General features: G+C 58.6%; 23 protein-coding genes. 2 read left to right on the top strand and 21 right to left on the bottom strand.

The window, feature by feature from the left end:
- Positions 1-337: 337 nt before the first annotated feature.
- The 6 genes from HMPREF2884_RS07530 to HMPREF2884_RS07555 all read right to left on the bottom strand — a co-directional run bounded on the left by HMPREF2884_RS07530 (position 338) and on the right by HMPREF2884_RS07555 (position 8,711).
- Complete coding sequence (locus HMPREF2884_RS07530) at positions 338-1,783, bottom strand: transcriptional initiation protein Tat (protein WP_141753519.1); 1,446 nt, start codon at positions 1,781-1,783, stop codon at positions 338-340.
- 316 nt (positions 1,784-2,099) lie between these two features.
- A complete protein-coding gene (locus tag HMPREF2884_RS07535; protein ID WP_005507820.1) occupies positions 2,100-3,887 on the bottom strand; it encodes a DEAD/DEAH box helicase in 1,788 nt (595 codons plus the stop codon).
- Between the two features lie 278 nt (positions 3,888-4,165).
- Entirely contained in the window at positions 4,166-4,465 is a 300-nt protein-coding gene (locus HMPREF2884_RS07540; RefSeq protein ID WP_005506434.1) for a DUF3039 domain-containing protein, read from the bottom strand.
- 295 nt (positions 4,466-4,760) lie between these two features.
- The gene (locus tag HMPREF2884_RS07545; RefSeq protein WP_070616522.1) at positions 4,761-6,437 is read right to left on the bottom strand and encodes a transporter; all 1,677 of its coding nucleotides are present in this window, start codon (positions 6,435-6,437) and stop codon (positions 4,761-4,763) included.
- Positions 6,413-7,396, bottom strand: coding sequence for an ABC transporter ATP-binding protein (locus HMPREF2884_RS07550; protein ID WP_141753520.1), 984 nt, complete (start codon positions 7,394-7,396; stop codon positions 6,413-6,415). The genes HMPREF2884_RS07545 and HMPREF2884_RS07550 overlap by 25 nt, the downstream gene beginning before the upstream one ends.
- A gap of 316 nt (positions 7,397-7,712) precedes the next feature.
- Positions 7,713-8,711 carry a co-chaperone YbbN gene (locus tag HMPREF2884_RS07555; RefSeq protein ID WP_070616524.1) on the bottom strand — a complete coding sequence of 333 codons (999 nt, stop codon included), beginning with the start codon at positions 8,709-8,711 and terminating at the stop codon, positions 7,713-7,715.
- Between the two features lie 294 nt (positions 8,712-9,005).
- Between HMPREF2884_RS07555 and HMPREF2884_RS07560 the strand changes: the two genes are divergently transcribed.
- Positions 9,006-10,292 (top strand): AI-2E family transporter, encoded by a 1,287-nt coding sequence (locus HMPREF2884_RS07560; RefSeq protein ID WP_070616526.1) that lies wholly within the window; start codon positions 9,006-9,008, stop codon positions 10,290-10,292.
- Positions 10,293-10,476: 184 nt separating this feature from the next.
- On the opposite strand, the gene HMPREF2884_RS07565 is transcribed toward HMPREF2884_RS07560, so the two are convergent.
- Positions 10,477-11,295, bottom strand: coding sequence for an alpha/beta hydrolase (locus HMPREF2884_RS07565; RefSeq protein WP_070616527.1), 819 nt, complete (start codon positions 11,293-11,295; stop codon positions 10,477-10,479).
- 66 nt (positions 11,296-11,361) lie between these two features.
- On the bottom strand, positions 11,362-11,688 hold the full coding sequence (locus HMPREF2884_RS09035; RefSeq protein WP_083303621.1) for an ATP/GTP-binding protein: 327 nt from the start codon (positions 11,686-11,688) through the stop codon (positions 11,362-11,364).
- Between the two features lie 228 nt (positions 11,689-11,916).
- Between HMPREF2884_RS09035 and nucS the strand changes: the two genes are divergently transcribed.
- On the top strand, positions 11,917-12,630 hold the full coding sequence (nucS, locus tag HMPREF2884_RS07570) for an endonuclease NucS (RefSeq protein WP_005506450.1): 714 nt from the start codon (positions 11,917-11,919) through the stop codon (positions 12,628-12,630).
- Positions 12,631-12,875: 245 nt separating this feature from the next.
- Here nucS and HMPREF2884_RS07575 read toward each other — a convergent pair whose 3' ends face one another.
- From HMPREF2884_RS07575 to HMPREF2884_RS07635, 13 genes are all read right to left on the bottom strand, one after another.
- Complete coding sequence (locus HMPREF2884_RS07575) at positions 12,876-13,133, bottom strand: F0F1 ATP synthase subunit epsilon (RefSeq protein WP_070616529.1); 258 nt, start codon at positions 13,131-13,133, stop codon at positions 12,876-12,878.
- 2 nt (positions 13,134-13,135) lie between these two features.
- Entirely contained in the window at positions 13,136-14,599 is a 1,464-nt protein-coding gene (atpD, locus tag HMPREF2884_RS07580; protein ID WP_005507810.1) for a F0F1 ATP synthase subunit beta, read from the bottom strand.
- Between the two features lie 56 nt (positions 14,600-14,655).
- Positions 14,656-15,597 carry a F0F1 ATP synthase subunit gamma gene (locus HMPREF2884_RS07585; protein ID WP_070506648.1) on the bottom strand — a complete coding sequence of 314 codons (942 nt, stop codon included), beginning with the start codon at positions 15,595-15,597 and terminating at the stop codon, positions 14,656-14,658.
- A gap of 75 nt (positions 15,598-15,672) precedes the next feature.
- A complete protein-coding gene (gene atpA / locus HMPREF2884_RS07590; protein WP_070616531.1) occupies positions 15,673-17,298 on the bottom strand; it encodes a F0F1 ATP synthase subunit alpha in 1,626 nt (541 codons plus the stop codon).
- 187 nt (positions 17,299-17,485) lie between these two features.
- Positions 17,486-18,298 (bottom strand): F0F1 ATP synthase subunit delta, encoded by an 813-nt coding sequence (locus HMPREF2884_RS07595; RefSeq protein ID WP_070616533.1) that lies wholly within the window; start codon positions 18,296-18,298, stop codon positions 17,486-17,488.
- The gene (locus HMPREF2884_RS07600) at positions 18,298-18,855 is read right to left on the bottom strand and encodes a F0F1 ATP synthase subunit B (protein ID WP_005506460.1); all 558 of its coding nucleotides are present in this window, start codon (positions 18,853-18,855) and stop codon (positions 18,298-18,300) included. The genes HMPREF2884_RS07595 and HMPREF2884_RS07600 overlap by 1 nt, the downstream gene beginning before the upstream one ends.
- A 51-nt stretch (positions 18,856-18,906) precedes the next feature.
- The gene (atpE, locus tag HMPREF2884_RS07605) at positions 18,907-19,110 is read right to left on the bottom strand and encodes an ATP synthase F0 subunit C (RefSeq protein ID WP_005506461.1); all 204 of its coding nucleotides are present in this window, start codon (positions 19,108-19,110) and stop codon (positions 18,907-18,909) included.
- A gap of 143 nt (positions 19,111-19,253) precedes the next feature.
- Positions 19,254-20,045 (bottom strand): F0F1 ATP synthase subunit A, encoded by a 792-nt coding sequence (atpB, locus tag HMPREF2884_RS07610; RefSeq protein ID WP_005507804.1) that lies wholly within the window; start codon positions 20,043-20,045, stop codon positions 19,254-19,256.
- Between the two features lie 112 nt (positions 20,046-20,157).
- Positions 20,158-20,418, bottom strand: a complete 261-nt coding sequence (locus HMPREF2884_RS07615) for a hypothetical protein (protein WP_005506464.1) — start codon at positions 20,416-20,418, stop codon at positions 20,158-20,160.
- 28 nt (positions 20,419-20,446) lie between these two features.
- Positions 20,447-21,019: a hypothetical protein gene (locus tag HMPREF2884_RS07620; protein WP_070616535.1), complete on the bottom strand. Its 573-nt coding sequence runs from the start codon at positions 21,017-21,019 to the stop codon at positions 20,447-20,449.
- The gene (locus tag HMPREF2884_RS07625; RefSeq protein ID WP_070616537.1) at positions 21,019-22,305 is read right to left on the bottom strand and encodes an MraY family glycosyltransferase; all 1,287 of its coding nucleotides are present in this window, start codon (positions 22,303-22,305) and stop codon (positions 21,019-21,021) included. Before HMPREF2884_RS07625 ends, HMPREF2884_RS07620 begins: the two co-directional genes overlap by 1 nt.
- Before the next feature lie 253 nt (positions 22,306-22,558).
- Positions 22,559-24,517, bottom strand: a complete 1,959-nt coding sequence (locus HMPREF2884_RS07630; RefSeq protein ID WP_070616540.1) for a polysaccharide biosynthesis protein — start codon at positions 24,515-24,517, stop codon at positions 22,559-22,561.
- Entirely contained in the window at positions 24,517-26,484 is a 1,968-nt protein-coding gene (locus HMPREF2884_RS07635; protein WP_070616541.1) for a glycosyltransferase family 2 protein, read from the bottom strand. The genes HMPREF2884_RS07630 and HMPREF2884_RS07635 overlap by 1 nt, the downstream gene beginning before the upstream one ends.
- Positions 26,485-26,533 lie beyond the last annotated feature (49 nt).

The following is a 26,533-nucleotide window of genomic DNA, read 5'->3' on the forward strand; positions in this document are numbered from 1 at the left end:
CCGCCTCAGCTGTGAAGCGGAAAATGTGGTGCTTCAAGGTGTGCGTGGTTGGGAAACGGTGACCTGGTGTTTCTCTATATGTGCACCGCTCATGCACTCAGCACTGCCCTTTTATTCATTCTGGCCGGTGTCTAAGAGCGGGGAGGAGTCTACACCGAACCGTGTGTTCGGCGCCGGATGTTACCTCCTCTCCTACCCTACAGGTATAAGGCTCTAGTTGAGGGTCATCTCTGCTTATGCGACCAAATATTACGGGCATGCAAAAGCCCCGCGAGCGCATACGCACCCGCGGGGCTTCGCATCAAACAAAGACTACCCGTTATAGACGTCTAAATTACTACCAGCCAAGATCACAGAGGTACACTGCCGCGCTACCGTCAGATGCGAACTGATGTCCATCATGGTCGTTGTTAGCGCTGGAAATTTCCCCTTCTATAACGTTTGGGGCAAGGTAGGACCCACCTGCGCCTCCAGCACCAGCTATCAACGTATATCCCACACTCTGTCGAATACCCTTCGGGTTGTTATTCCATTTCTGGGCAATCGTAATGAATGACTGTGAGAGGGTAGCACCGGAGCCGCCACCGCCGTAGCCGCCACCGCCACCACCAGACACAATAATCTGGGCACCGTTGAAGTAGGGGGCTACGTCCTCGTACCCAATCTCATATCGGTCACCATCCGGGGTTTCAATAACTTCCAAGTTACTCTTCTGGTACCCGCCTTCTGGCTCGTTGTTATCAAGCTGGTAGCTTATAGAAACCACACCATCTCCACCTTTGCCTTGTAGGCCGCCGGTGCCAGGATTGCCTGCTGTCGAAGAACTATGAATGACCTGGTTATTCTGACTGCTAAAGCTAAAGACCCTGTTAGGGGTGCCCTTCAACACCGTGGGCTTGATGCCACCGGCACCACCGATGCCGTTCCCTCCGCCCTTACCGCCTTCAACATTTAGGTGAATACGCGAGTCCTGAGCGTAGTACATACGACCGGCCGTGGCATCATCCCCACGTGCTCGTTCAGCTGATCCACCCGCGCTATATGAAGGACCACTCGTGAGGTCTTCCGGACCAATCATACGAACATTTACAGTACCCGGGAAATGATGGGCGTTAGGAGGAGTGGTATACGTTCTCGCAATGAAAGCTCCGCCTCCACCCCCACCTGCAACCGCGATGACCTCCCCATTGACGAGAAGAGCAGACGAACCGCCGCCAGGGCAACCGTGAAGTTCGTCCATGGGGAGCTGAGGATTGTAACTGTTATCCCACTGCCCAGCCTCTGCCCAGCGGGATTCGACCTCACGCATAATATCTTGAGGAATTCTTACACTGGGAACGCTACCTCCGTCTCCGAAACCTACCCCACCTTGACTACCATCAAGTCGATATTCGCTGTAATCCTCCTCTTTGCCGTGTCCATAACCACGAAGCCCAAACATACCACCGCCGCCTGCGACAACTTCGACAATGGCTGGAGTCTCAAGGTCTATGATTCCGGTAACTTTCGCGCCCGATCCCCCTCGAGTGCTCTTTCCGTGAAGTGTGGCTCCAGCGCCGCCAATCAACTCAAATCGCAGCTTTACACCTGAGTAGCGGCGGTGAACGTATTCTTGCTCTTCCACACGGCGGGTGTTATCGCCGTTGATAGAGATAAAAGGCGTGTCTGAAAAAGTAGTACATTCAGGAGATGCAGCGTAAGCCGGAACGACCGATGAAGCGGCAATCACGGGGGTTGCCCAGGCGGCGCCCTTCACGACCTTACGGCGAGAAATATGAGACATCACTGTCCTTCAATGGTTGGTGCAACCGTCCCAGTGCGCACTATCCCGGGGCGCGCCATCCTGGGTTGGTTGCATGGTGTTTCTTAAAGTTTTGATGATCCAGCATAGACCTACATGCTGCGCATCAATGGAAAGTTCCCTGAGCCCGGCGACCATGCCGTGTTCTCTAAAGAACTTACCCCCACTAGGCTACACGTTCCGTCTCCGCGTTGCCATGATTATCGCACCTAAGACCCAATATTTCTGCATTTTATGCACACAAAAGCCCCGCGAGCGCACACACCCGCGGGGCTTTTCTTTACGTTCTATCCACGTTCTAGCGTCGGCCTACGAACCAGTCCGACAGCTTATCGATACGCGCCTGAATCTGCTCAGCAGAAGCCTGCGCAACCGCCGGGCCGCCACAAATCTTACGCAGCTCATTGTGAATCACACCGTGCGGCTGACCCGAACGAATCGACCACGCCGCCACGTTCTTCGCCAGCTTATTGCGTAGCTCCTTCAACTGGCGGTGATCCACCACCGAAGGCGCCGCAGTCGCCGGGCGGCGCGCCGCATGCTCACGCTGATGCGCTCGCAACAGCGTACCGACCTGTTCGGCATCCAGCAGGCCCGGAATACCCAGGAAGTCCTGCTCCTCCTCACTACCCACGGCAAGGTTGCCGGAGGCGAACTCGGCGCCGTCGAACAGCACACCGTGGAAGGACGCCTCGGAGCCGAGCGCCTCGAACTTGCCGCGGGCCAACTGCTCGGAGGCGCGTTCCTCGCGGTTTGCTTCTTCGAGCAGGTGGTCATCCAGCCCCTCAACCATGGGGTCGATTTCCTGGGGTGCGCCGCGGTCGAGGGCGTGGTCGCGCTCTACTTCCATGTCGTTGGCAAGCATCATCAGCTGCGGCACCGACGGCAGGAACACGGAGGCGGTTTCGCCGCGCTTGCGGGCACGCACGAAACGGCCGATCGCCTGCGCGAAGAACAGCGGAGTGCTGGTGCTGGTGGCGTACACGCCCACGGCGAGGCGGGGCACGTCCACGCCTTCGGACACCATGCGCACGGCGACCATCCAGCGCTGCATGCCTTCACGGAATTCGTCGATTTTTGCGGAGGCTTCACGGTCGTCAGAGAGGATCACGGCGGGGTATTCGCCGGTGATTTTCTGAATCTGTTCGGCGTAGGCTTTGGCGTCCGCGTGGTCGGTTGCGATGACAAGCGCACCGGCGTCGGGCACGGTGCGGCGCACCTCGGTCAGGCGCTTATCGGCCGCCGCGAGTACGGTCGGGATCCATTCGCCGTTGGGGTCGAGGGCGGTTCGCCACGCCTGGGAGGTAATGTCCTTGGTGAAACCTTCGCCGAGGTTTGCCGCCATTTCCTCACCGGCGGAGGTACGCCAACGCATCTGGCCCGAGTACGCCATGAAGATGACCGGGCGCACCACGTGGTCCTTCAGCGCGGGGCCGTAACCGTAAGAGTAATCCGCCTTGGAGCGGCGGATACCGTCATTATCGACTTCGTAGGTGACGAACGGAATCGGGGAGGTGTCCGAACGGAACGGGGTACCGGTGAGCGCCACGCGGCGGGTCGCATCGTCGAACGCTTCACGCAGACCGTCACCCCAGGACAGCGAATCACCAGCGTGGTGAATCTCGTCAAAAATCACGAGGGTTTTCGTTTCCTCGGTGTTGCGGGCGTGTAGCTGCGGCTTATTCGCCACCTGCGCGTAGGTCAGCGCCACACCCTTGTAGTGGCGGCTGATGGTCACATCCGCGTTCTTGAAGTTCGGGTCAATGGGAATACCGACCTTCGCGGCGGCGTCTGCCCACTGCTTTTTCAGGTGATCGGTGGGCGCCACAACGATGAGCTGGCGGACCGTGCCGCGGTTGAATAGTTCCTTGGCGAGGGTCAGCGCAAACGTGGTTTTACCCGCGCCGGGGGTTGCGACTGCCATAAAGTCGCGGGGGTTGGTTTCGAAGTACTTCTGCATGGCTTCTGCCTGCCAGGCGCGCAGGCTGACGGAAGTACCCCAGGGGGCGCGGTCGGGGTATGCCGGGGAGAGCTTCGGCTTCACCATACTGTCGAATAGTGTGGGTTCCTCTGCGGGTGCGCTCATTCTCTCCTTCTTCCTCGTCTGCATCTGCTGTTGCGGCGGGTTAGGCTCGGGACGGCTGATGCCCGCCGGGCACAGCGAGGTTAAATTCTAGCACCACATCCGCGGGTTGGGCCGGGCTGTGGTGCAAGAATTTGGTGCTCGTCAGCAAAGTCTCACGAGCGGTGTTGGGCCGTTGAGTCTTGCTGTTGCGGCGTGTTATTTATTCGTATTTATTCAGGCGTATCGCCCAGGTTGTATCGCCCCGGTTGTGTTGTCTGAAGCGTGTCGTCTGGCGCGTATTATTCGCCAGAGCCGTTGTCGCCGTCGTTGCCGGGTGCGAGGCCTTCGTAGATTTCCTTGCACTGGGGGCAGACGGGGAACTTCTGCGGGTCACGGCCGGGTACCCACATTTTGCCGCAGAGGGCGCGCACGGGTTCACCGGTCAGCGCCGATTCGAGGATCTTTTCCTTGCGTACGTAGTGGGAGAAGCGCTCGTGGTCGCCGGGCTCAGAAAGCTGGGTTTCTTCGCGTTCGAGCAGGGCGGTGCCGCCTGCGGTTCCGGGGCCAAAGGGGTCTTCGATGCCTTCGATCGAGCTCATGTTTCTCCTTGATGATGAGGTGGGATACATAGGGTGAGGGGTGCCGCTGCACGGTTGGGTGATCGGCGCCTTCTCTATTTTAGTAGCAGTTGGGAGGTGCTGAGCCCCCGGGCGGTCAATATGGAGGCAGGCCACAGCTCCACCATAGACTCTTAGGTATTGCGGTGAGCTTCTTTCCGCTAGAAGTTCGGGGCTAGAAATTCGTGCGGCACAGAAAAGGGGTTCCGCGCCAGGCTTAGTACCTAACACGGAACCCTTCTCTTTTATTCCTGATGTGCTGGAGCTTCGACTCTTGCTAGTTCGCCTGGAAGCGCGCCACACGCTCCAGCATCTTGGAGCTGACTTTGTCGTAGCGGTGGCCGCCCCACGCCACGCCGCCCACGAGCAGTGCAGCACCAATCAGCAGCTGAATCAAGCCACCGTAGACGAGGGTCAGCATATCCTGCGTACGGAAAATGTACACGACAACAGAGATACCGCCGGGCAGCGCGCTGAGCATCACCAAAACTATAGAGAGCATCAGCAGCAGTTGCTTAGCAAAGCCGTCAGTGTTCTTCGGGTTCTTGAACGGGTTAGCCCCGGGAGGTGCCACGGGCGGACTAATGAAGGTATCCAGTACGCATCCAATACCTGCAGCCGCAGCGAACACGCCCAGCTGGTGCATCAGCACAATGGGGAAAAGCTCCAGGTGTCCATTTGCCGCTGAGGCGACGAACACCATCACCACTACGATCGGAACCATCAGGATACTGTAACCCCAAAGACGGCCGATGCGGTCGTCAATACCGCGTAGCGGGGAGAGCACGTGCAGGCTGAATGCGGTGTTGTCGTAGGAGACGAGGTAGCACATGTAGTAGCCGGTGAAAACGGTGCAGAAGTACATCCAGAATCCGAAGAGCTGCATGACGCCGCTATTAATAATCTGGTTGGCTTCAGCCGCGTTGATGCCATTAAAATCAACATGAGTTTTAACGGACCCTACAGAGCTCAGGAACAGCGGCATACCCACCGTTAGTATCAGGTAAAGCATGGCGGTGCTTGCGGTCAGCAGCTGCAGACGGTTGTCTTTCAGGAATGAGTGCAGGGTTCGTGCCGCTACGGCGCCACGCGGGGTTGCGGGGAACCGTGCAAACAGGCCCAAATCACCTGCGGCGACTTCGGTTGCGCTGGCGTGGTGGGCGCTACCGCCCACATTCGCCATGGAGCGTGCAAGGTTCTTACCCCACAGCCACCAACCGCCAGCCAGGTAGACGAGGGTCAGAGCCAGGCAGCCAAGGGCGGCACCCATATTGCCGGTCGCCATAAAGTAGGGCACAGCAAACGCGGAACCGAAGGGCGTCACGCCCAGCCACGGCAGGTAGGGCAGCACCTCTTCCCAGTGCTTGGTCAGATAGGTTATCGTTCCACCGAAGATAAAGCCGGCGCTCATCATCAGTAGCATGGCAACGATCATCAGGGTGTTGGCGATGCGCGGGTTATCATTCAGCGCCATGCCCAGGCGGTTGGCGAGACGAGCCCACACCATGAGGTTCGCAAGGCCGAGCACGCAGCAGATGAGGTACACGACCAGCGCGAGCGGTTGCGATATAAACGCGATCGCACCCAGTAGCACGGCAATGATGCTGGCAATGCCGGGGATACCCACGAACCCGCCGAGGAACTGGCCCTTCTGCAGGGTGGAGGGCTTGATGGGGAAGAGCACGAATCGGCTCTCGTCCAGGGTGCCGTCCAGTCCGCTAAAGAAAATGGGGACAATAGCCCAGGCGAGCGCAATAACCGCGCCTACCAGGAGGGTTCCGAGCTGACCGTATTCGGGTACCTCCGAGTTAGCGATAAAGTATGCGGAGCCGAGGCCGAAGAGCATACCGCCCGCGTAGAGCGCCGCAAAAATCAGGCCGATCAGTGCCCAGATGCTGCGGCGGAAGGAAGCGAGCACATACTGCCACTTTAGTGAGACGAGGTGCCCAACCATGACAATCCTTCCGAGGAGGTGCGGCCGCCGACCAGCTGCACGAATCGTTCTTCAAGGCTCATGCCGGCGCGTACTTCATCGACCGTTCCGGCGGCGAGAATACGGCCGGAGTCCATGACGGCTACGTGGTCGCACAGGCGCTGGACAAGGTCCATCACGTGCGAGGAGATAATGACAGTTCCGCCGGAGGCAACGAAGCCACGCAGAATGTCCTGAATATTAGCGGCGGAAACCGGGTCGACCGCCTCAAAGGGCTCGTCCAGGATCAGCACGGAGGGCGCGTGGACGAGAGCGGCGGCGAGCGCAATCTTCTTGGTCATACCGGCGGAGTAGTCGGCGACGGCACGGCCCGCAGCGTCGGTCAGGTCCATTGCGGCGAGCAGGTCCTTGACGCGGGAGGCAACGGTTTCCTTATCGATCCCGTGCAGGTAGCCGGAGTAGGTGATGAGCTGCTCGCCGGTGAGCTTGTCGAAGAGGTGCACGCCGTCGGGCAGCACACCCAGGTGTGCTTTGGCTTTGAGTGGGTCGGCCCACATGTCGATGCCGCGCACGTATGCGGTGCCTTCGTTGGGCATGAGCATGCCGGTGACCATAGAGATGGTGGTGGTCTTACCGGCGCCGTTGCGGCCGACCAGCCCGTAGAAGGATCCGGAGGGGATATCCAGGTTGATGCGGTCGACGGCGACCTTCTGACCAAATGCCTTGGTGAGGCCGCGGATTTCGATGGCGGGGCGAGCGCCAGCGGTCGGTGCGGCCTGCGGGGTGACGGGTAGCTGAGGCGCTACCGATGCGGGAACTACAGCTTCAGGAGCAGCAGGCTCACGGTTTGCGGCTTCCGGGGTTACAGCCTGGGGTGCTGCCGCGGCGGGTACTGCCTCTATTGCGGTCTCTTGTACCGGGTTCTGCGGTGAACCTGGCTCATGCGAATCGGGGTTCTGAGAAAAGTGACTAGTGTTCATATTTTCACCCTATCACCCTTGTAGAAAGGTCTACAGGCTTTGGCTATAAAACCCGCATATTACGCATCTGTCATGCAGTATATGGACATTTCGGAGTGCTATACGTAGCGTCCTAGCGCGCTATCGGTCAGGTTGGGATGTCTGCTCTCCCCCGCCTGAAAATCGCAAAAACCGCAAATGCAGAACGGGCTACCGCCCACCCCACATCACGAGTGCAGGGGTAGACGATAGCTCGTCCGTATTCAACGTTTCAGCCGCCTAGATTAGCCAGAGCTAGCTAGACCGGCTCATGACGTTTCCCGGGCGACAGCTGTTTTTAGAACAGCGCCATGGTCAGTGCCGCACGCGCCTTGACGGTGCGCGGGTCAGATGCACCCACCACGTCGAAGAGCTGCACGAGGCGCTCGCGCACGCGCGCCTTATCGTCGGGACCTACCGCGCTGAACAGGCGCAGCAGACGGTTGTACGCGTCCTCCACGTGGCCGCCGACCAGGTCCAGGTCAGCTACGTTGAACGCGGCGTCAATGTTCATGGGGTCTGCCGCGGCCGCCGCACGTTCGGTTGCCATGTCCAGGTCCTTCACGCGGGCGAGCAGTTCAACCTGTTCCAGGCCGAGCTTCGCTTCCTTATCGCCGGGGTTCTCGGTGATTGCCTTGCGGTATGCGGCGCGGGCGCCCTCCAGGTCGCCGCGGTCGAGGGCGGCGACGGCTTCTGCGTGCAGGGGCGGCAGGGGCTTTTCGTCGTCGGGAACGACCGGGTCGAAGCCGCCGGGCAGCTGGTACTGTGCCGCGAGCTGCAGAACCTGGGAGAGCACATCGCCGAGGTCTTCTGCGCTGACCGGGCCGGTGTAAATCGGTGCCGGGCGGCCCGCCAGAACGGCAACGCCCGCGGGCACGCCGCTCACGCCGAATGCCTGGGCTGCTTCGGGGAGCTTGGTGACGTCCACGGCGGCGCAAATCATGCTACCTGCGGCGGAATCAACAAGCTTCTGCACGCCTTCGAGCATCTGCAGGGAGGAGGGTGAGTGCGGCGCGTAGAGCGCAAAAATCACGGCACCCTGGCTGGAGAGCTGAACGAACTTCTGGAACTCTTCGGGGGTGTTGACCTCGTAGCGCCAGGTGGGAGCGGAGGGGGTCTGCTCGCCGCCCTGTTCGCCAGCAGACTGTGCCGCGTTGGGGTTCAGTTCCATGGCGTTGCGTACGGAGGCGGGAATCTCCTGTGCTGCCCCGTTCTGTGCTGCACCACCCTGCGCGACATTACCCTGTGCCGCGTTCTGGGATGCGCCGCGGTCTGCCGAATCAAAAATAATGCTCATCCTGGGCTCCTTTACGTTCTGTGTATATTGTTGCGTGCGGGCTAGATCCTTCACGCGTTCCTTCCTCTATTATCCCCGCAACGCGCCGTTGCGAGCGCCCGTTCTCTGTCGCCTACGCTCTGAGCTCATGCCGGGATAGTGTTTGGGCTAATGCCCGAACCACTCTGCAGATACCTCTCCGACATGGGTTCCCCTTGCCCTTCGGATTCACCGTGGACGCCGTAACACAGTAAACCAGCCGGTAGAATGGCACAGTAGAGAAAAAATACCCGGAATGATCCGGAAAGGAAGAGCATGAGCGAGAAGAAAGCCTCAGCAGCTCCCGCAGAGACAACATCGTCCGCCGATACGCGCAAGAAGGAATCTCTCACCGACCAGCTAACGGAGACCTTCAGCGAGCTGACCGAAAGCATTAGCCAGGTGCGTTCTAACCGCCGCCGCGCTTCCATGCCTCCTACGGATACTATTCCGGTGGTCCCCGCCGCTTCTGAGGATGCGCCTCCCGCACCGAAGGTGGTCGGCAACGGCAAGACCTCCATGATGCACAACCCGGTCGCGTTTGGTTTCCTCATGACCGTTGGCGTGGGTTTGGCACTCTTCGCCTACTACATTTTCAATAATGTGGGTGCCCTGGTGGGTTGGGTAACCGGCGCTATTTTCATTGCTCTGGGTCTGGATCCGATTGTGCGCCGCCTGGAGTCGTGGGGCATTAAGCGCGGTATCGGCGTGATTGCTGTGCTTGCTGGTTTTGCTGGCGCCGTGACCGGTCTGGTCATGACGATTGGCCCGGTTATTAGCGAGCAGGCTTCTAAATTTATCCAGTATGCGCCGGGTATTTATCAGAACACGATTGATTCTGATTGGTACCACGAGCTTGATCAACGCTTTAATATCAGCACCTGGGTGAATGAGAACATCCCGAAGTTCTTGGAGACAACGTTCTCCTCTTCGCAGGTTAATAGCTTCATGTCGAGCCTGGTTTCTGCGGGTTCCACCCTGGCGCAGAGCGTGACCGGCGTGATTATTGTGCTGTTCCTGTCCCTGTACTTCCTCACCTCGATGGACACTATCAAGGCGTGGGGTGTGCGCCTGGCGCCGGCGTCTAAGCGTGTGCGCGTCAAGTACATTACCGATAAGATTACCGAGTCGGTGGGTAACTACGTGATGGGTCAGGCTCTGGTTGCTGTTCTGAATGCTTTTGTGGCGTTCTTTATTATGCTGTTTGTGGGCTTCAGCTTCCCGCAGTTGATGGCTTTGGTCGTCATGATTCTGGCGTTCATTCCGCTGGTTGGTGGCGTGATTGCGCTGATTTTGACCTCGCTGATTCTGCTGACCCAGGGCTGGAGCCTGGCGTTGTGGTTTGCGGTGGCGTACTTCCTGTACTTGCAGGTGGAGGCGTACCTGATTTCTCCGCGTATTATGGCTCGCGCTGTATCGGTCCCTGCCGGTGTTGCGATTATTTCGGTGGCTGCCGGTGGCGCGCTCTGGGGCGTGCTGGGCGCACTGATTGCTATTCCGGCGGCGGCTTCCATGCTGATTCTGGTGCGTGAGGTGTTCATTCCTCGCCAGGACCAGCTGTAGTCACCGCCCAACTGTAGTCACCTCCAGCTGTAAACAGCTGTAGGTTCTCTACGCTCTCACTACTCTTCCCGCGGGGTACGCATCGCGTATAGATACGAAGGCGGCGGCTTTGGATGTTTTATCCAAAGCCGCCGCCTTGATATTTTTATGCAGCGTTTTTATGCCGTGTTTTTATGCAGAACCTTTAGAGCTCAGTGATTTCTTCTGCCACCGGGCCGCTGTATTCGGTGGGCAGTTCGGTGGGTGCACCGGTTACGATGCTGACCACGGTGTTGAGGACCTGCTGCACGGACTTCTCGCCCACCCACAGGTGCTTGCACCCCTCAAAGGGAATCACCCGAGTGCGCGGTACAGCCGCGAAACGCTCACGCGCCGCCGGAGGCTGCAGGTAGTCATCATGCTCGGGCACCAGCGCGTACAGCGGGTTCGAGATCTTGTTCCACTCATCCAGCTCAGCCGGGTGCACGCGGTGCAGCGGCGGGGAGAGCAGAATAGCGCCGGTGAACTCGTTCGCGTATTCAGGCGCGTACTTGAGCACCAGCTCGGTGCCGAAGGACCAGCCGACCAGCCAGGGGTTCGGCAGGGCGCGCTCGCGTACGAACTTCAGGATTGCGTCGAAGTCCTTCTTCTCGGCAAAGCCGCCGTCAAAGACGCCTTCACTGGTGCCGCGAATCGAGGAGGTGCCGCGAGTGTTGAAACGCAGCACCGCAATGTTCGACAGCGCCGGCAGGCGGAAGGACGCCTTCTTGTACACGTGCGAGTCCATGTAGCCGCCGTGGGTGGGTAGCGGGTGGAAGGTCACCAGGGTTGCCTTGACTTCACCTTCGGGCAGGGCGAGTTCACCGACGAGGCGCTTGCCGTCCGTAGTGGTGACGGTGAAGTTCTCGCGGCGTGCCGGAAGCACAGTACGTGCCTTAATGGGGGTGGGCTCAGCGGCGGTGCTGAAGACGTAGCGGGCGGGATCGAATTCCTGCTCGCGGGTGATGTCGGCGGTGTTGCTCATTGCGTTCCTTCAAGAAATGGATTCGAAAATATGGTCTTGGGTTGCACCTCAAGTGCAGTTTTCAGCCTATTTGCGGCGGATGCGCCAGCAATGCTGATGCCAGTGCCTGCGCTCATCAATGGCGCGGCTACGGCCCATCGTGTGGCTTTCTTGCCACACCACCAGATGCGCTGTTCTGGGCGGAATCGGGCGGTAGCATTCGGGGCAGGTGTAGGTTTTTTGGGCGTTGACGGCGGGAATGTATTGCACCAGCCAGTCACCGTATCGGTCACGTTCCAATCGGGGTGCAGGGTCGAGGATCCTGCTGATATCACGCCCTGCGGGTGCTTGACGGTGCCACTTATCGCTGGTGGTGCCGGATGCTCGCCTGCCGGGATGATTCTTACGTGCCATGAGCCCTATTCTACCGCGCCGCTCAGCTATCTCTACCTACCCGTCTCACACCTGTTCGCTCTGCGCTCTTCCTCATACTGGCCTGGTACTCACGCTGAGGCGGTACTCCCCCGCTCTGTGCCGCACCTCCCTACTGTGCCCCGTACCGCGACCTGTACCAAGCTCAGGTTCCCTAGCTCATACCCTCACCTGCTAGAGCCAAACACTCGTACCTGCTAGAGTGGACGGATGCGTATTGTCATTGCTGAATGCTCCGTAGATTATGAGGGCCGCCTCCGCGCCCACCTGCCCCGCGCTACCCGCCTGCTGATGGTCAAGAATGACGGCTCCGTCCTCATTCACTCCGACGGCGGTTCCTACAAGCCTCTGAACTGGATGAGCCCTCCCTGCTCCCTGCTGGTAGCTGAGCGTGAGGACGTTCCGCAGAGCATCCGTGAGGACCTGGAGTCCGATGTTCAGCAGCTGTGGACCGTTCAGGCAGCTAAGAGCGATGACCGCCTCATGATTCGTATCTACAAGATTGAGCACGAGCACGCCACCGACCTGGGTGTTGATCCTGGCCTCATCAAGGACGGTGTGGAGGCTGACCTGCAGCGTCTGCTTGCCGAGCAGATCCACACTCTCGGTGAGGGCTATTCGCTGGTACGCCGCGAGTACCCGACCGCTATCGGTCCGGTAGACATCATGGCGAAGGATGCGCACGGCGTCTCCGTGGCGGTCGAGCTCAAGCGTGTGGGCGATATTGACGGTGTGGAGCAGCTGACCCGTTACCTGGAGCTGCTCAACCGTGACCCGCTGCTGGCACCGGTGCGCGGCGTGTTTGCGGCGCAGACGATTAAGCCGCAGGCTCGTACCCTGGCTGAGGACCGCGGTATCCGCTGCGTGAGCCTGGACTACGACGCGATGCGCGGCGTGGACGATTCGGCTGACCGCCTGTTCTAAACGGCTCTAGCTAGGCGGCTATAGATAGCTTGAGGGGCGCCTCCCAACCATGGGAGGCGCCCCTTTTCTGCGTATACCGATCTTTCTGCGCATCATCTTTCTATGCACGCTGTCGTTCTGCACGCGCGCTCTTTCTGGGCACACGCTCTACCCCAGATACACCAATCGCCGGTACCCCTCCCCTTTCAGGGAAGAACACCGGCGAGGTGTACACACTGGTCAATTCCCTCTGTAGAGAACCGACTTTAAATCTGTGCGTGCTTTGCAGCGATGGTCACGTGATCGTTCGAGACGGTCAAGAAACCTGCGTTGAGGATGGTCTTAATGGGCTCACCCTCAACAGGTTCAATGAGCAGCTCGCCGTCCTGTGCCAGCAGCGTGCAGGTGGGGATCATACCCGGCAGGATACCGAGGTCACCGCTGACGGAGCGTGCACGAACGTACTTCGCTTCGCCAGTCCACACGACGCGTTCGCGGGAAACAACTTCAACTTTCAGAGCCATGATTACTTAGCTCCAGTCTGTGCCTTGATTTCCTCGTAGCGGCGCATAACGTCGTCCATACCACCAATGTTGTAGAACGCCTGCTCGGGGATGTGGTCGACATCGCCGTTGCAGATCATCTGGAAGGACTCGATGGTGTCCTTCAGCGGAACGGTCGAACCCTCGACACCGGTGAACTGCTTTGCAGTGTAGGTGTTCTGGGAGAGGAACTGCTCGATACGACGTGCACGTGCCACGACGATCTTCTGCTCCTCAGAGAGCTCGTCCACACCCAGAATCGCGATGATGTCCTGCAGTTCCTTGTTTTCCTGCAGAATAGCCTTCACGCGAATTGCGGTGTCGTAGTGCTCCTGACCGATGTACTGTGCGTCCAGAATTCGGGAGGTGGAGGACAGCGGGTCAATTGCCGGGTACAGACCGCGCGATGCGATTTCACGAGAGAGCTCGGTGGTCGCATCCAGGTGCGCGAAGGTGGTTGCCGGCGCCGGGTCGGTGTAGTCATCCGCAGGCACGTAAATTGCCTGCATGGAGGTGATGGAGTGACCGCGGGTGGAGGTAATACGCTCCTGCAGCAGACCCATTTCGTCCGCCAGGTTCGGCTGGTAACCCACTGCGGAGGGCATGCGGCCCAGCAGGGTGGAAACCTCAGAACCTGCCTGAGTGAAACGGAAGATGTTGTCGATGAACAGCAGCACGTCCTGGTTCTGAACATCGCGGAAGTACTCCGCCATGGTCAGACCGGTCAGTGCCACGCGCAGACGGGTTCCCGGGGGCTCATCCATCTGGCCGAACACAAGAGCGGTGTCCTTCAGAACGCCTGCTTCTTCCATTTCGACCCACAGGTCGTTACCCTCACGGGTACGCTCGCCAACACCGGTGAACACGGAGGTACCACCGAAGTTACGAGCCACACGGGTAATCATTTCCTGGATCAGCACGGTCTTACCCACGCCTGCACCACCGAACAGACCGATCTTACCGCCCTTGATGTAGGGGGTCAGAAGGTCGATGGACTTAATACCGGTCTCCAGCATTTCGGTGGAGCCTTCCAGCTCTGCGAAGCCGGGAGCGGCACGGTGAATCGGCCAGTAGGTGTCAGCCTTGATCTCGGAGTTCGGCACGTCGAGTGCGTCACCGAGAACGTTGAAAATGTGGCCCTTCACGCCGTCACCAACGGGGACGGAGATCGGTGCGCCGGTGTCGACTACAGCCTGACCGCGGACCAGGCCGTCAGTCTGCTGCAGGGAGATAGCGCGAACGATTGAGTCGCCCAGGTGCTGTGCGGTCTCGAAGGTGATGGTGCGGGTGCGGCCGTCGAGGGTCAGCTCGGTGGTCAGAGCGTTGTAAATCTCGGGGACCTGACCGGCGGGGAACTCGACGTCGACCACGGGGCCGATGACGCGGGCAATACGACCCGTTGCGCCCTGAGTCGGTGCGGAGACCGATTCGTTGTAGGTGGCAGTCATATTTCTCACTTACTTAGAAAGTTTGGACAGTTGATGGCTTCGTTGGCGTACAAGTACTAGGAGCCGAGGGCGTCTGCGCCGCCCACGATTTCGGAGAGCTCCTGAGTAATTTCCGCCTGACGTGCGTTGTTCATCAAACGGGTGTACTTGGTAATCAGCGTCTCAGCGTTGTCACCTGCGGTCTTCATTGCGCGCTGGCGGGATGCCAGCTCACTTGCTGCTGCCTGCAGGAGGCAGGAGAAGATACGCGATGCAATGTAGCGCGGCAACAGCGCGTTGAGCACTTCCTCAGCGGAGGGCTCGAACTCGAAGGATGCCGCCTGCTCGTACTCAGCCTTGGTCAGTTCCTGGTCGGGAACGATTTCCTCGCCCATAGCCTTTGCGTCACCCACGTGGATGGGCAGCAGGCGCAGGATCTTGGGTTCCTGAACAACCATCGACTTGAACTCGGTGTATACGATGTGCAGTTCGTCCACGCCGCCCTCTTCGAAGGGCAGGTCGTAGGCTTCGAGCAGCGCGTCACGAATCTCGACGGCGGTTTCGACGCGAGGTGCATCGGTGTGGCCCTCCCACGCACGGGCGTAGGGGCGCTCACGGAACTCGAAGTAAGCCTTTGCCTTACGACCAACCAGGTACAGCTGTACCTCCTGGCCGTTAGAGCGCAGCCTCTCAATCAGAGATTCGGTACGACGCAGGATAGCGGAGGAGTACGAACCTGCCAGACCGCGGTCACTGGTAACAACCAGGATTGCGGAGCGGCGGTGTTCGTAGGCTTCGGACTCGTTCGGCTTGTGAATCAGCGGGTGCTTAATACCGTGCTGAGTCGCAACCGCAGTCACCACGCGGGTCAGAGCGTTCGCGTAAGGTCCGGCTGCCTGAGCAGCGTTACGAGCCTTGTTAATGCGGGAGGTCGCGATCATCTCCATCGCCTTGAAGATCTTCTTCATAGACGACGTCGAAGCAATCTTCTGTCGGTAAACCCTAATCTGGGCTCCCATAGAGCTTCCTTTCTCCTTGCTTTCTGCCCCGCCCCAGCCTCATAGCTGAGACGGGGAGAAGGCGAGGACTAATCGCTAACCGATGGTTTCCTGAGTGATGTCGCTATCGCGAGCTGCCTTGTGCTCCTCGTGACCTGCGTCGACGAGGTGGCTGCTGCCCTCAGACTTGAAACCCTGCTTGAAGTCAGCAACTGCGGACTTCAGAGCTGCAACGGTGTCATCCTCAAGCTTGCCGGAGGAAGCGATATCGGTCAGTACCGAGGTCTTGTGACGCAGGTACTCGATGAATCCTGCCTCGAAGCGCAGCACGTCGGAAATCTCGATGTCGTCGAGGTGACCGGAGGTACCAGCCCAAATGGAGACAACCTGCTCTTCAACTGCGTACGGGGTGTACTGCGGCTGACGCAGCAGCTCGGTCAGGCGAGAACCGCGGGTCAGCTGTGCCTTGGTAGCGTCGTCCAGGTCGGATGCGAACATTGCGAACGCTTCCATTGCACGGTACTGTGCCAGCTCCAGCTTCAGGGTACCGGAGACCTTCTTCATAGCCTTGGTCTGTGCGGCACCACCAACACGGGAGACGGAGATACCGACGTCGACTGCCGGACGCTGGTTAGCGTTGAACAGGTCGGACTGCAGGAAGATCTGGCCGTCAGTAATGGAGATGACGTTGGTCGGAATGAAGGCGGAAACGTCGTTTGCCTTGGTCTCAATGATCGGGAAGCCGGTCATCGAGCCTGCGCCGAGGTCGTCAGAGAGCTTAGCGCAACGCTCCAGCAGGCGGGAGTGCAGGTAGAAGACGTCACCGGGGTATGCTTCACGTCCCGGCGGGCGGCGCAGCAGCAGGGACACAGCGCGGTATGCTTCTGCCTGCTTCGACAGGTCGTCGAAGATGATGAGGACGTGCTTGCCACCGTACATCCAGTGCTGGCCGATAGCCGAACCGGTGTAGGGTGCCAGGTACTTGAAGCCTGCTGCGTCAGATGCGGGAGATGCCACGATGGTGGTGTACTCCAGCGCGCCGCGAGTCTCAAGGGTGTGGCGGACAGCTGCGATGGTAGATGCCTTCTGGCCAACAGCCACGTAGATGCATCGAACCTGCTTGTCCGGGTCACCGGAAGCCCAGTTGTCCTTCTGGTTCAGAATGGTGTCGATCGCGATAGCGGTCTTACCGGTCTGGCGGTCACCAATAATCAGCTGACGCTGACCGCGACCAATCGGAATCATCGAGTCGATTGCCTTCAGACCGGTCTGCAGCGGCTCGTGAACCGACTTACGCTGGGTCACGCCGGGAGCCTGCAGCTCCAGTGCGCGGCGACCCTCAGCCTCAATGGGGCCCAGGTCATCGATCGGGTTACCGAGGGGGTCAACAACGCGACCGAGGTACGCGTCGCCAACGGGCACCGAGAGGACCTCACCGGTGCGGTGTACGACCTGGCCCTCTTCAATACCGGTGAAGTCACCCAGGACAATCACACCAATATTGCGGGTATCCAGGTTCTGTGCGAGGCCGAGGGTGCCGTCTTCGAAACGAAGCAGCTCATTCGCCATAACCGAGGGAAGGCCCTCGACACGAGCGATACCGTCGGAGGCCGATACAACTCGACCCACCTCAACACGTTCTGCATTGCCGGGTTCGTAAGACGCTGCAAACTCGTTCAGCGCATTACGGACATCTTCGGCATTGATGGTCAGTTCGGCCATCTTGTGTCCCTGCTCTCTCATTGTGGTTGCGTTCCGTCAACGGAACCAACCGAAACTTGCAATTCGGGTTGAACGGGCGGGCAATGCCGCCACTTCTGCGAAGGAGGCATCTGCCACGCACCCGCTACCCGAGGTATCTTCTAAATCACCGTTGCGACGAACGGTTCAGCGTCGCTAGCTTGAGCCGCTAGCCGATGGAACGAGCCAGATCGGACATACGGGTCTCGACGGTACCGTCGATCACCTCGTCGCCCACCTGAACACGCAGACCGCCCAGAACGGCGGGGTCCACCGAAACGTCGAGCTTCAGCTCACGGCCGTACACGGCGTTGAGCGCGCGACCGAGACGTTCAAGCTGTGCCTGCGACAGCGCAATCGCGCTAGTTACTCGCGCAATGTAACGGTTCTGTCGCGTGACGATGATTTCTGCGAACTCATCGGCTACCCGTGCAGCGTGACGGCCGCGGGGGTTGGAGCCAACTCGTTCGAGCAGAAGCACACCTTCGGCGGTGGTGGCGGGGCCACCGAGCGCCACGGCGAGCTTCTTCTTTGCTTCTTTGCTTGCCTGATGGTCGGACAGCGCTTCCTGCGCCTGAGCGTTGGAATCAACGGTACGCACAAAGGTGAGTAGTTCGTTGAGCACCTCGTCCAGGGCATCCACGCCACCGCGAGACTGAGCCGATGCGGTCACGGCGAGCACTGCTGCACGCTCCAGGGCGTTCGCCAGATCTGCATCATCAGACCAGCGCTGAGTCACCGCATTGGTGAGCACAGCCATAGCCTGCGAAGAGATCTTACCGTCGAAGACGGTGTTAGCGATACCCTGACGTGCTGCTGCATCACGCGAAGAATCGGTGACAGCACGGCGCAGGGTGCCGTTGTGGTCGAGAACATCAACCACAGCGAAAAGCTCGCTCGCCAGGTTCAGGGGCTGCAGGGAAGCGTGAGCTTCCAGCACCTCTTCCACCTTGCTCAGTGATTCAGTAGATACTCCTGCCATTACCGAGCCGCACCTGCGTTCTGCTTCTCGGTTTCAAGGTCAGCAAGAAAACGATCTACCACACGGGCCGATCGCTCATCATCGTTGAGGGCTTCGCCCACAATCTTGCCGGCAAGGGTCGTAGCAAGAGTGCCAACCTCGGAACGGAGGGACACTGCTGCTGCCGCACGCTCTGCCTCGATAGCCTTTGCTGCATTATCGCTAATGCGCTGAGCCTCAGCGGTTGCACGCTCGCGAGCATCGGCAATGATTGCCTCGCCCTCTGCGCGTGCCTCTTCACGAATCTTCTGAGCCTCCAGTCGAGCGCTTTCGAGCTGCTGGGTGTACTCATCGCGAGCCGCTGCAGCCTCTGCCTGTGCCTTCTCGGCCTTGGCAAGGCCACCTTCGATTGCTTCCTTACGGTCCTGGTAGATCTTCTCGAACGCCGGGACAACGTACTTAGCAACGATGTAGTAGAGGATCAGGAATCCGATGAGGGTAATGACAATTTCCCCGACGTCGGGAATCAGGGGGTTCGAAGTTGCCTCCGCTCCCCCGTCGCTTGCCAGATAAATCATGGAGGGAATCCTGTTCTATGGGATGGGTCGTTTAGGATGTGGCAGAGCCGGTTACTTGATGAAGACGAGAACCAGGCCCAGAATTGCCAGTGCCTCGACCAGTGCGAAGCCCAGGAACAGCATGGGCTGCAGGGTCTTCTGGGACTCGGGCTGACGAGCAACGCTGGTCATGTATGCCGCGAAGATCAGACCCACGCCGATGCCGCCGCCAATAGCTGCCAGACCGTAGCCAACCGCAGTGATGGAACCAACCATTATTTTTCCTTTCAACAGTGTTCGACCGGGAACATACCCGGACCGAACAGAGTTTGATTTGAGTTAATAGCCCGCACAGTGAACGTGTGGGTTGCTTTATTCACGCCCAATGACGAACGTGAAAACCTAAAAAACTAGAGAGTTTAGTGTCCCTCGGAAACCGAGCCCTGCAAGTACACAGCCAGCAGCAGAGCGAACACATAAGCCTGGATGCACTGAATCATGAATTCCAGGAAGTACAGGAACATGCCCAGAGCACCGGGAGCAATAGCAGCCAGGTAGCCGATGCCACCCAGGGTCTCTACCATGTAGGTCACCATGCTGGATGCAACCATCAGCGCCAGGTGACCACCGAACATGGTCGCGAAGAGACGCAGTGCGTGAGTTGCCGGACGAATCAGCAGGTTCGAGAAGAACTCGATCGGAATCAGGATGGGGTAAATCCAGACCGGCAGACCCGAAGGCATGGTGATGTCCTTGAAGAAGCCGCCCAAGCCCTTGCGCTTGATACCAACACCAACCCAGGTCAGGTATGCGACGCCAGCCAGTGCGTAGGCGCTACCGGGGTGGGAGAAGGAGGGCAGCTGAACAAACGGAATCGAACCGAAGAGGTTGTTCACCAGAACGAAGAAGAAGGAGGCGAACAGAATCGGCACGAAAGGCTTGTAGTGCTGAACGCCCAGGGTTTCCTTGCCGAGGGAGTTACGAGCAAACATGTAGCCGGATTCAGCAATGAACTGAGTCTTGCCGGGAACCATGGCACGCTTACGTGCTGCGGTGAGGAAGAAGACCGCAATAATCACCACGGACAGCAGAATCAGTACGTTCTGCTTACCGAAAGCGAAATCACCAATGGTGAAGAAGGGGGGCAGATGCATGTCTTCAGGGGTCGGCGGCACATAGGCTTCCGCGAGGATCAACCCGTTCTCGATCAAAGCAAGTCCTTTCTTGCTACTAGTGGCTATCAAGAGCCCATGTCTGCCTATAAACGACTGACATGCTAACTACATGGATGAATGTGTGACCTAGCGGTCCGCGTTCAATGACCTAACGGTCTTTATTCTGCCTGGTCATGTGGGTAAAGACGAGGGTCAAACCTCCAACAGCGCCAATCAAGACGCCAACCCACACCAGCCAGGTGGTGGAGAAGACCAGGTCACCGAGGTAACCGATGCCTCCCCACACCGCTACACCGATGATCAGATAGAGAATCGACATGACGGCGCCGGAGAGACCCCCGTCAGATACCAATTCTCCGGTGGTGCGGAGCTTTTTATCTCCGTCCCACCACTTCTTCTCTTCGGCCAAACGTTTTTCCTTTCAAACACCAATCGTGTTACCGACCATGGTCTTCCGAGTCGGTGTCGAAGTACAAAATTCTCAGTCGTGCGATGCTGACTGTTTCAATAACAATCCACAGAATCACGCCGGTACATGCGCCTGCGAGAGTCCAACCGTGCCTCAGATTCTCGGGGAACGGCACAAACATCAATACCAGACCGAGCAGAGCAATCTTCACGAGGTAGCTCACCACCAGCGATTTGGGTACACCCCAGTCGAAAATGGGAGCAACCAACATAACTAATACGCCCAGAGTGAAGCATATATAGATTATCAGAAAGCCCAATGTTATTCCTAGCGCGCCCACGGGGCCCGCAAACAGGTACGCACTCATCATACCGCCCAACCAAGCCAGCAGAGAGTAAGCCGATACTCTGTAGAACAAAAATTTCCAGGAAAGCTCTTGACTCTCGAAAAAAGAGGCCTTCAAACCTGCTTGAGCACGCTCTCGGCGGCGTTTCTGCTGCTTCTTGCGCTCCGCCGGCGGATACCACAGAACGTCCACCACGCGCCTCCAGAGAGGCTCTACATGAGCCTCAGCCGAAGGTTTAGAGCGTTCAGAAACCATTAGTGTTTCTCCCCACGGTTCTGATTCGACTGAGTCGAAGAAGAGGAAACAGAAGAGTGCAGACCCGCACGATCCTTCACAGAATCCGGCATAATCGGCTCCGGATGCAGCGAGGTCGGCTCCACATTCTCAGGAGTCGCAGGAACGCCAGTTGCCGAGGTCAAAGAGCCGGTAGCAGGCTCCGCAGTTGCCGACTTCGCCTTCGACGCCGAACCCTTCAAATCCGCTGCAAAACGCTTCGACAGATCAATCGTAGAAGTAGGAGCATCTCCACCAAAGAGCTGCGGCATACGCAGGTACACCACCAGCACGGCAAGAGCCACAAGCACCACACCCACGGTCGCCACCACAGATCCCGCAGCATACAGATCAGATGCAAATGCCAACAGCACCCACACCAGAATGGTCGTACCCGTCACCACGGCGGTCGAACCAAGGTGGCTGAAACCGACATCCGTCAGACGCTGATAAGTGTGAGTACGGTGCGGCTTGTCCCACTGCTCCCCCGCCATAAAACGACGGAACAGAGTCGTACCCGTATCCGCAAGGTAAGTCATCAGCGGAGCAAAAGCCAGCAGGAACGGAACATCCGCAAACCACGCACCCACAGCCAACGTACCCAGCGCCGCACCCAAAACATAAGAACCCGCATCGCCCAAAAACACGTTCTTACCAGGGCGCACATTCCACGGCAGGAACGCCGCAAAAGCACCGGCAACAGCCACACCAGCCAAAGCCAGCCACGGAAGGTTCACCATCCAACCGGTCAGCGCATACGCCAAACCAGCCACCAGGCCGTGAGCACCAGAAATACCGTTAATGCCGTCCATAAAATTCGCCACGTTAATGTAGCCGGCAATAAAAATCGCGCCAAGGATCAGCAGCAGAATATTCGTGCCCTGTACCGTCGCGAAGCTCACGCTTACCAGAAGACCAATGACCAGCTGCAGGCCCGCACGACGCACAATGCTCACGCCGCGAATATCCTCCAGCCACCCCAAGACGAGAGCGCACAGAATCGCCGCAGCAATCGTCACCGCCAGCTGCAAAGACTCAGCAGAACGGTACGTCCAGCCGAACAGGGTAGCCACCACAAACGCAACAAAGGTCGCAGCCGCAGTCGCCAAACCCATACCGCGGTACGTCGGAGCGGTATGCGAAGAACGCTCATTAGGAACATCCACCATGTTGTAGCGGTGCAAAATTGGGCGCACCGCAAACGGCAAAAGGGCACCCAAAACAAAAGCAAGAGCAAAAATACTCAACAGCTCAGAAAAGGAGGTCATACCAGCTCCAAAGCATTGGCGCCGCTCCCCTGGACGCAAACTCCAGAATCGCGGCTGAGGGACGATGTGTGCGTAGTGTGTGTTTACTTCGTATTCTATAGAACTCTTCAGTAGCCCGGGACTAAACGTTACAGATTCTCTCCATACGTTCTGCATATTCTGCGTCCTGAAATGTTCTACACCCGAGAAAGAGAAAACACCGGATACCGCACCCGCCACGCAAGTGCAGCATCCGGTGTCATTTCCGTAAAGATTAGAACGTCTGTGCATCCGCCAAAGTACGCGGATCAGGGGCACGCTCCAGGCCATGACGCTCATAGCCGCTGTGCTCCCGATAGTTCTGAATCCACAGCTTATAATCGAGCTCATCAGGGTCAAGTGCCGGGGCACTCGACCGGGAAATATACCGGTTCTCCTCGCTCGGCACCAGCTTCTCGGTACCGCCGAAGAGAGTCTCATCCAGCTTCTCACCCTTGCGAAGACCAATCTCCTTGATCTCCACGTCATACCGCTCATACGCCTGGCGCATCGCCTTCGCAACATCCAGGATCTTGACTGGCTGGCCCATATCCAGCACCATGACCTCGCCCGGGCGACCAATTGCACCGGCAAGCATCACCAGCAGGCAGGCATCGGTAATCAGCATGAAGTAACGGGTCGCACGCTTATCCGTCAGGGTAATCGGACCACCCGAAAGAATCTGCTTCGTAAAGAGCGGCTTAATCGAACCGCGCGAACCAAACACGTTACCGAAACGAACCGACACGTAGGTGTTGCCGGTCTTCTCGCCAAAGTACGCGGTCAGACGCTCCGCCACGCGCTTGGACTGACCCAGCGCAGTCTTCGGATCCGCCGCCTTATCGGTCGAAACGTTTACGAAGGTCTTCACGCCCACCGCCTCTGCGGCACGCAGCACGTTCAGAGTACCCAAGGAGTTCGTCTTCCATGCCTCCTGCGGGTACGCCTCCAGCGCCGACACATGCTTCAAAGCCGCAGCGTGGAACACCACCTCGGGGCGACGGTCACGGAAAATCTCCAGCAGATTATCGCCCTCACGAATATCAGCCAGGATGATGCGATCATCATCCAGGCTCGACTCGTGAGTAATCGAAACCTTCGTCTCCATTAGCAGAGTCTCATCATGATCAAGCATCATGAGGGTCTCCGGCTCAAACTCGCTAATCTGACGGCACAGCTCAGAACCAATCGAACCCCCCGCACCGGTGACCAGCACGCGCTTACCGTGCAGGTACGAACGCAGAATATCGCGGTCAATATCGTAGTTAATCTCGCCACGAATCACGCGCATCAGGTCGTTATCGCTCGCGGTAATCAGACGCTCACCCATCAGGCGAGCATTCGCGCTACTAATACGCTGAACCTCAACCTTAAGCTTACGCATGCGGTTGCAGAAGGACTCGAAGTAGTCCTCCGACATATCCGAAATCGTCACCAGAATCTTACGGGTACCCGACTCACGAATCACCTGCTCCAGCTCAGGGTAAGTCGTAATCACCGAAATGCCGTGGAACTTCGTACCAGCCTTCAGCTGGTCATCATCGAAGACCGCAACCGGGCGAAGCTTCGCCTCCTCATCGTGCAGCATCGAATCCATGACCATGCCGCCGATAAAGCCAGCACCGTACACAATCACCGGCTCACCGGTCAGCTCACGCACAGCACCGCGCTCAGTGTACACACGCTTCGCCATGCGAGCGCCCGCCATCATAATCAGGCTAAACGCCGCCGCAATCGCAGGCACACTATGCGGAATATGCGGCAGACCCAACAGCTCATCCACAAAGGAGAAAGCAGTCAACGCCGCACCCGCGCTCAAAGCAGCCGCACCGGCACGCCACGACTCGTCAAACGAACCGTACGAATACACGCCGTTATAAATCTTCACGCCCGCCAAACCGACAGCCAGATGCAACACCACAGCCAACGTAGCGGTCATCGTCAACGACGCCGGGTGAATAATATCGAACACCGAGCCGTTGCTGAGCAGCACACTATAGCGGAGCATGTACGCGAACAAAACCGCCAGAACCCAGGCACTCGAATCAAGCAGCGCCTGCGCAATCAACCACCACGGCTTACGCTCATACAGGCGGTTCACCAGCATCGTGCCGGAGTCACCCTCCGTCACCATCGTGCCGCGCTGAGCCGCCTTCCGCATCACCACATGAGCGTGAGGTTTCAACTGAGCCACTACATGCCTCCTTCAGATGCGGTACCAGAAGAACGAGAAGAAGCACGAGCCGTCAAAGACGACAACGCACGAAACGCCGAACGGCGCACCTGCTCAGGAACAAAACGGTACACGCTACGCACCGCCATGTTCTGAGCCCACTGAAGCTTAGAAATACCGTGACCGGTGTACAGTCGACGCTGAATCGCCACATCCTGCAACCAGGCGTCCACTCCCCCGCGCTTCGTGTACGCGCCCGCACCCACGCGGTAACGCACCAGCGCCTCTGGGATATTGCCGAGACGGTAGCCGGCATCGCGCAGACGCATCCACAGCCACCAATCCTCAGCGCCGGGCACGAACTCGTAACCGCCCAGCTGCTGCACGGCGCTCTTCACGAACGCCACGGACGGGTGATAAATCGGGTTGCGCGAATCCATCGCGCTGAGCAGACGCGCAGAATCAACAATCGCCTCGCGGGTTGACTCCACCGCAGTATTGCTCTCATTCACCTCAAGCATGGCAGAGCCCAGCACCGTGTAGCCGCCCTGCACCAGGGCAGGAATCAGACGCGCAAAACGAGTCGGCTCAGACAGATCATCAGAATCAGCACGAGCCACCAGCTCATACGAACACGCCTGCAGACCGGCATTCAGCGCCTCCGCCAAACCAACATTCTGAGCCAGCTCCACCACCTGAATCGGCGGGCAATCCAGATTCTCGGCGCGCTGAACCCAGCGGTCCACCACGGCATCCAGCTCGGGGGTCAGCGGACCATCCTTCACAAAAACCAGCTCGGAAGGACGCACCGTCTGGTTCAGAAGATTCGACTCCAACGCCTGATCCAGATAGGCGGGGTTCTCCTTCGCGTACACGCTCATCAGCACCGAGAAATCGGGTACAGAGCTCACGCAACCGCGCGCCTTCTCAGAATCAGCGCGGCTTTCAGCGGATGCAGGCACGCCATAGCGGCCGGGGAAAGTCAGCGGGTAAATGCCCTCAAGCACCTGAGCATTCGGGCGAGGCGCACGCAAACCATCACGCACACCATCGAGGAAATACCCCAGGTAGGTGCGGCGGTCATCAGTACGCAGAACAGTAGAAATCCACAGGCGCGCCGACGAGCCACCGTACAGCAGCTTCTCCAGCGGGTTCAGAGTACGCGAACGGGTAAAGACCCACAGCTTATTGCGCACATCGTTATAGAAACGCGGACCCGGGTCAGCGTTCGTCGTACCAAAAGTCTTCGTGTGGTGCTTAGCCACCGAAGAAGGCACCGCAATGCCGTCACGGTGATGAATCAGACGAGTCGAAAACTCGAAGTCATCATTCCAAATGAAGAACTCAGCAATCGGCAAACCACCATTACGGCGAATAGCCTGCGCGTCCATCAGAATCGACACGAACGAGGCGCTACGAATCGGACGGGCACCCACCGCCTGCGCACGAGCATAACGCTGCTGACCCGCCGCAAACATCGTGCGCGGAGTGTTCATCGGGTGGTCCTCGCCGTTCGTCCACACCACGCGAGAGGCCACCACTGCGGGGCGCTGCGAAGGTACCGGCGAATAGTTCAGCCAGGCGGCAGCCGCCTCCGACAGAGTGTTCTCGGTCGGCTCGGTGTCATCATCCATAACCCACACCAGATCCGGGTTATGGCGCTCCAGGGCGCGATCAATACCCACCGCGAAACCGCCAGCGCCGCCCATATTGCTCTCCAGGCGGATGCAATCCACCGGTAGCTCGTAGTCCAGGGCACGCAGATACTCAGCAGTACCGTCCGTGGAGGCGTTATCAACAATCACCACCGCCGCAGGCACACGCTCACCAGAAGCGATACCAGCAAGGGTCTTCGGCAGCAGGTCCTCACGGTTATAAGTCACCACCACGGCGACCGTGCGGGGATACTCGTTCAAAGAATCGCAAGATGAAGACTGTTCGGAAGAAGGCTGGGCAAAAGCGGTCACGTCGCTGTACTTTTCTGCCATAAGTTCTCCCTCCGCGGCGCGATGCGCCTGAATCAGCCGGTACGCGATA

The organism is Rothia sp. HMSC073B08, from assembly GCF_001812975.1.
Taxonomy (GTDB): domain Bacteria; phylum Actinomycetota; class Actinomycetes; order Actinomycetales; family Micrococcaceae; genus Rothia; species Rothia mucilaginosa.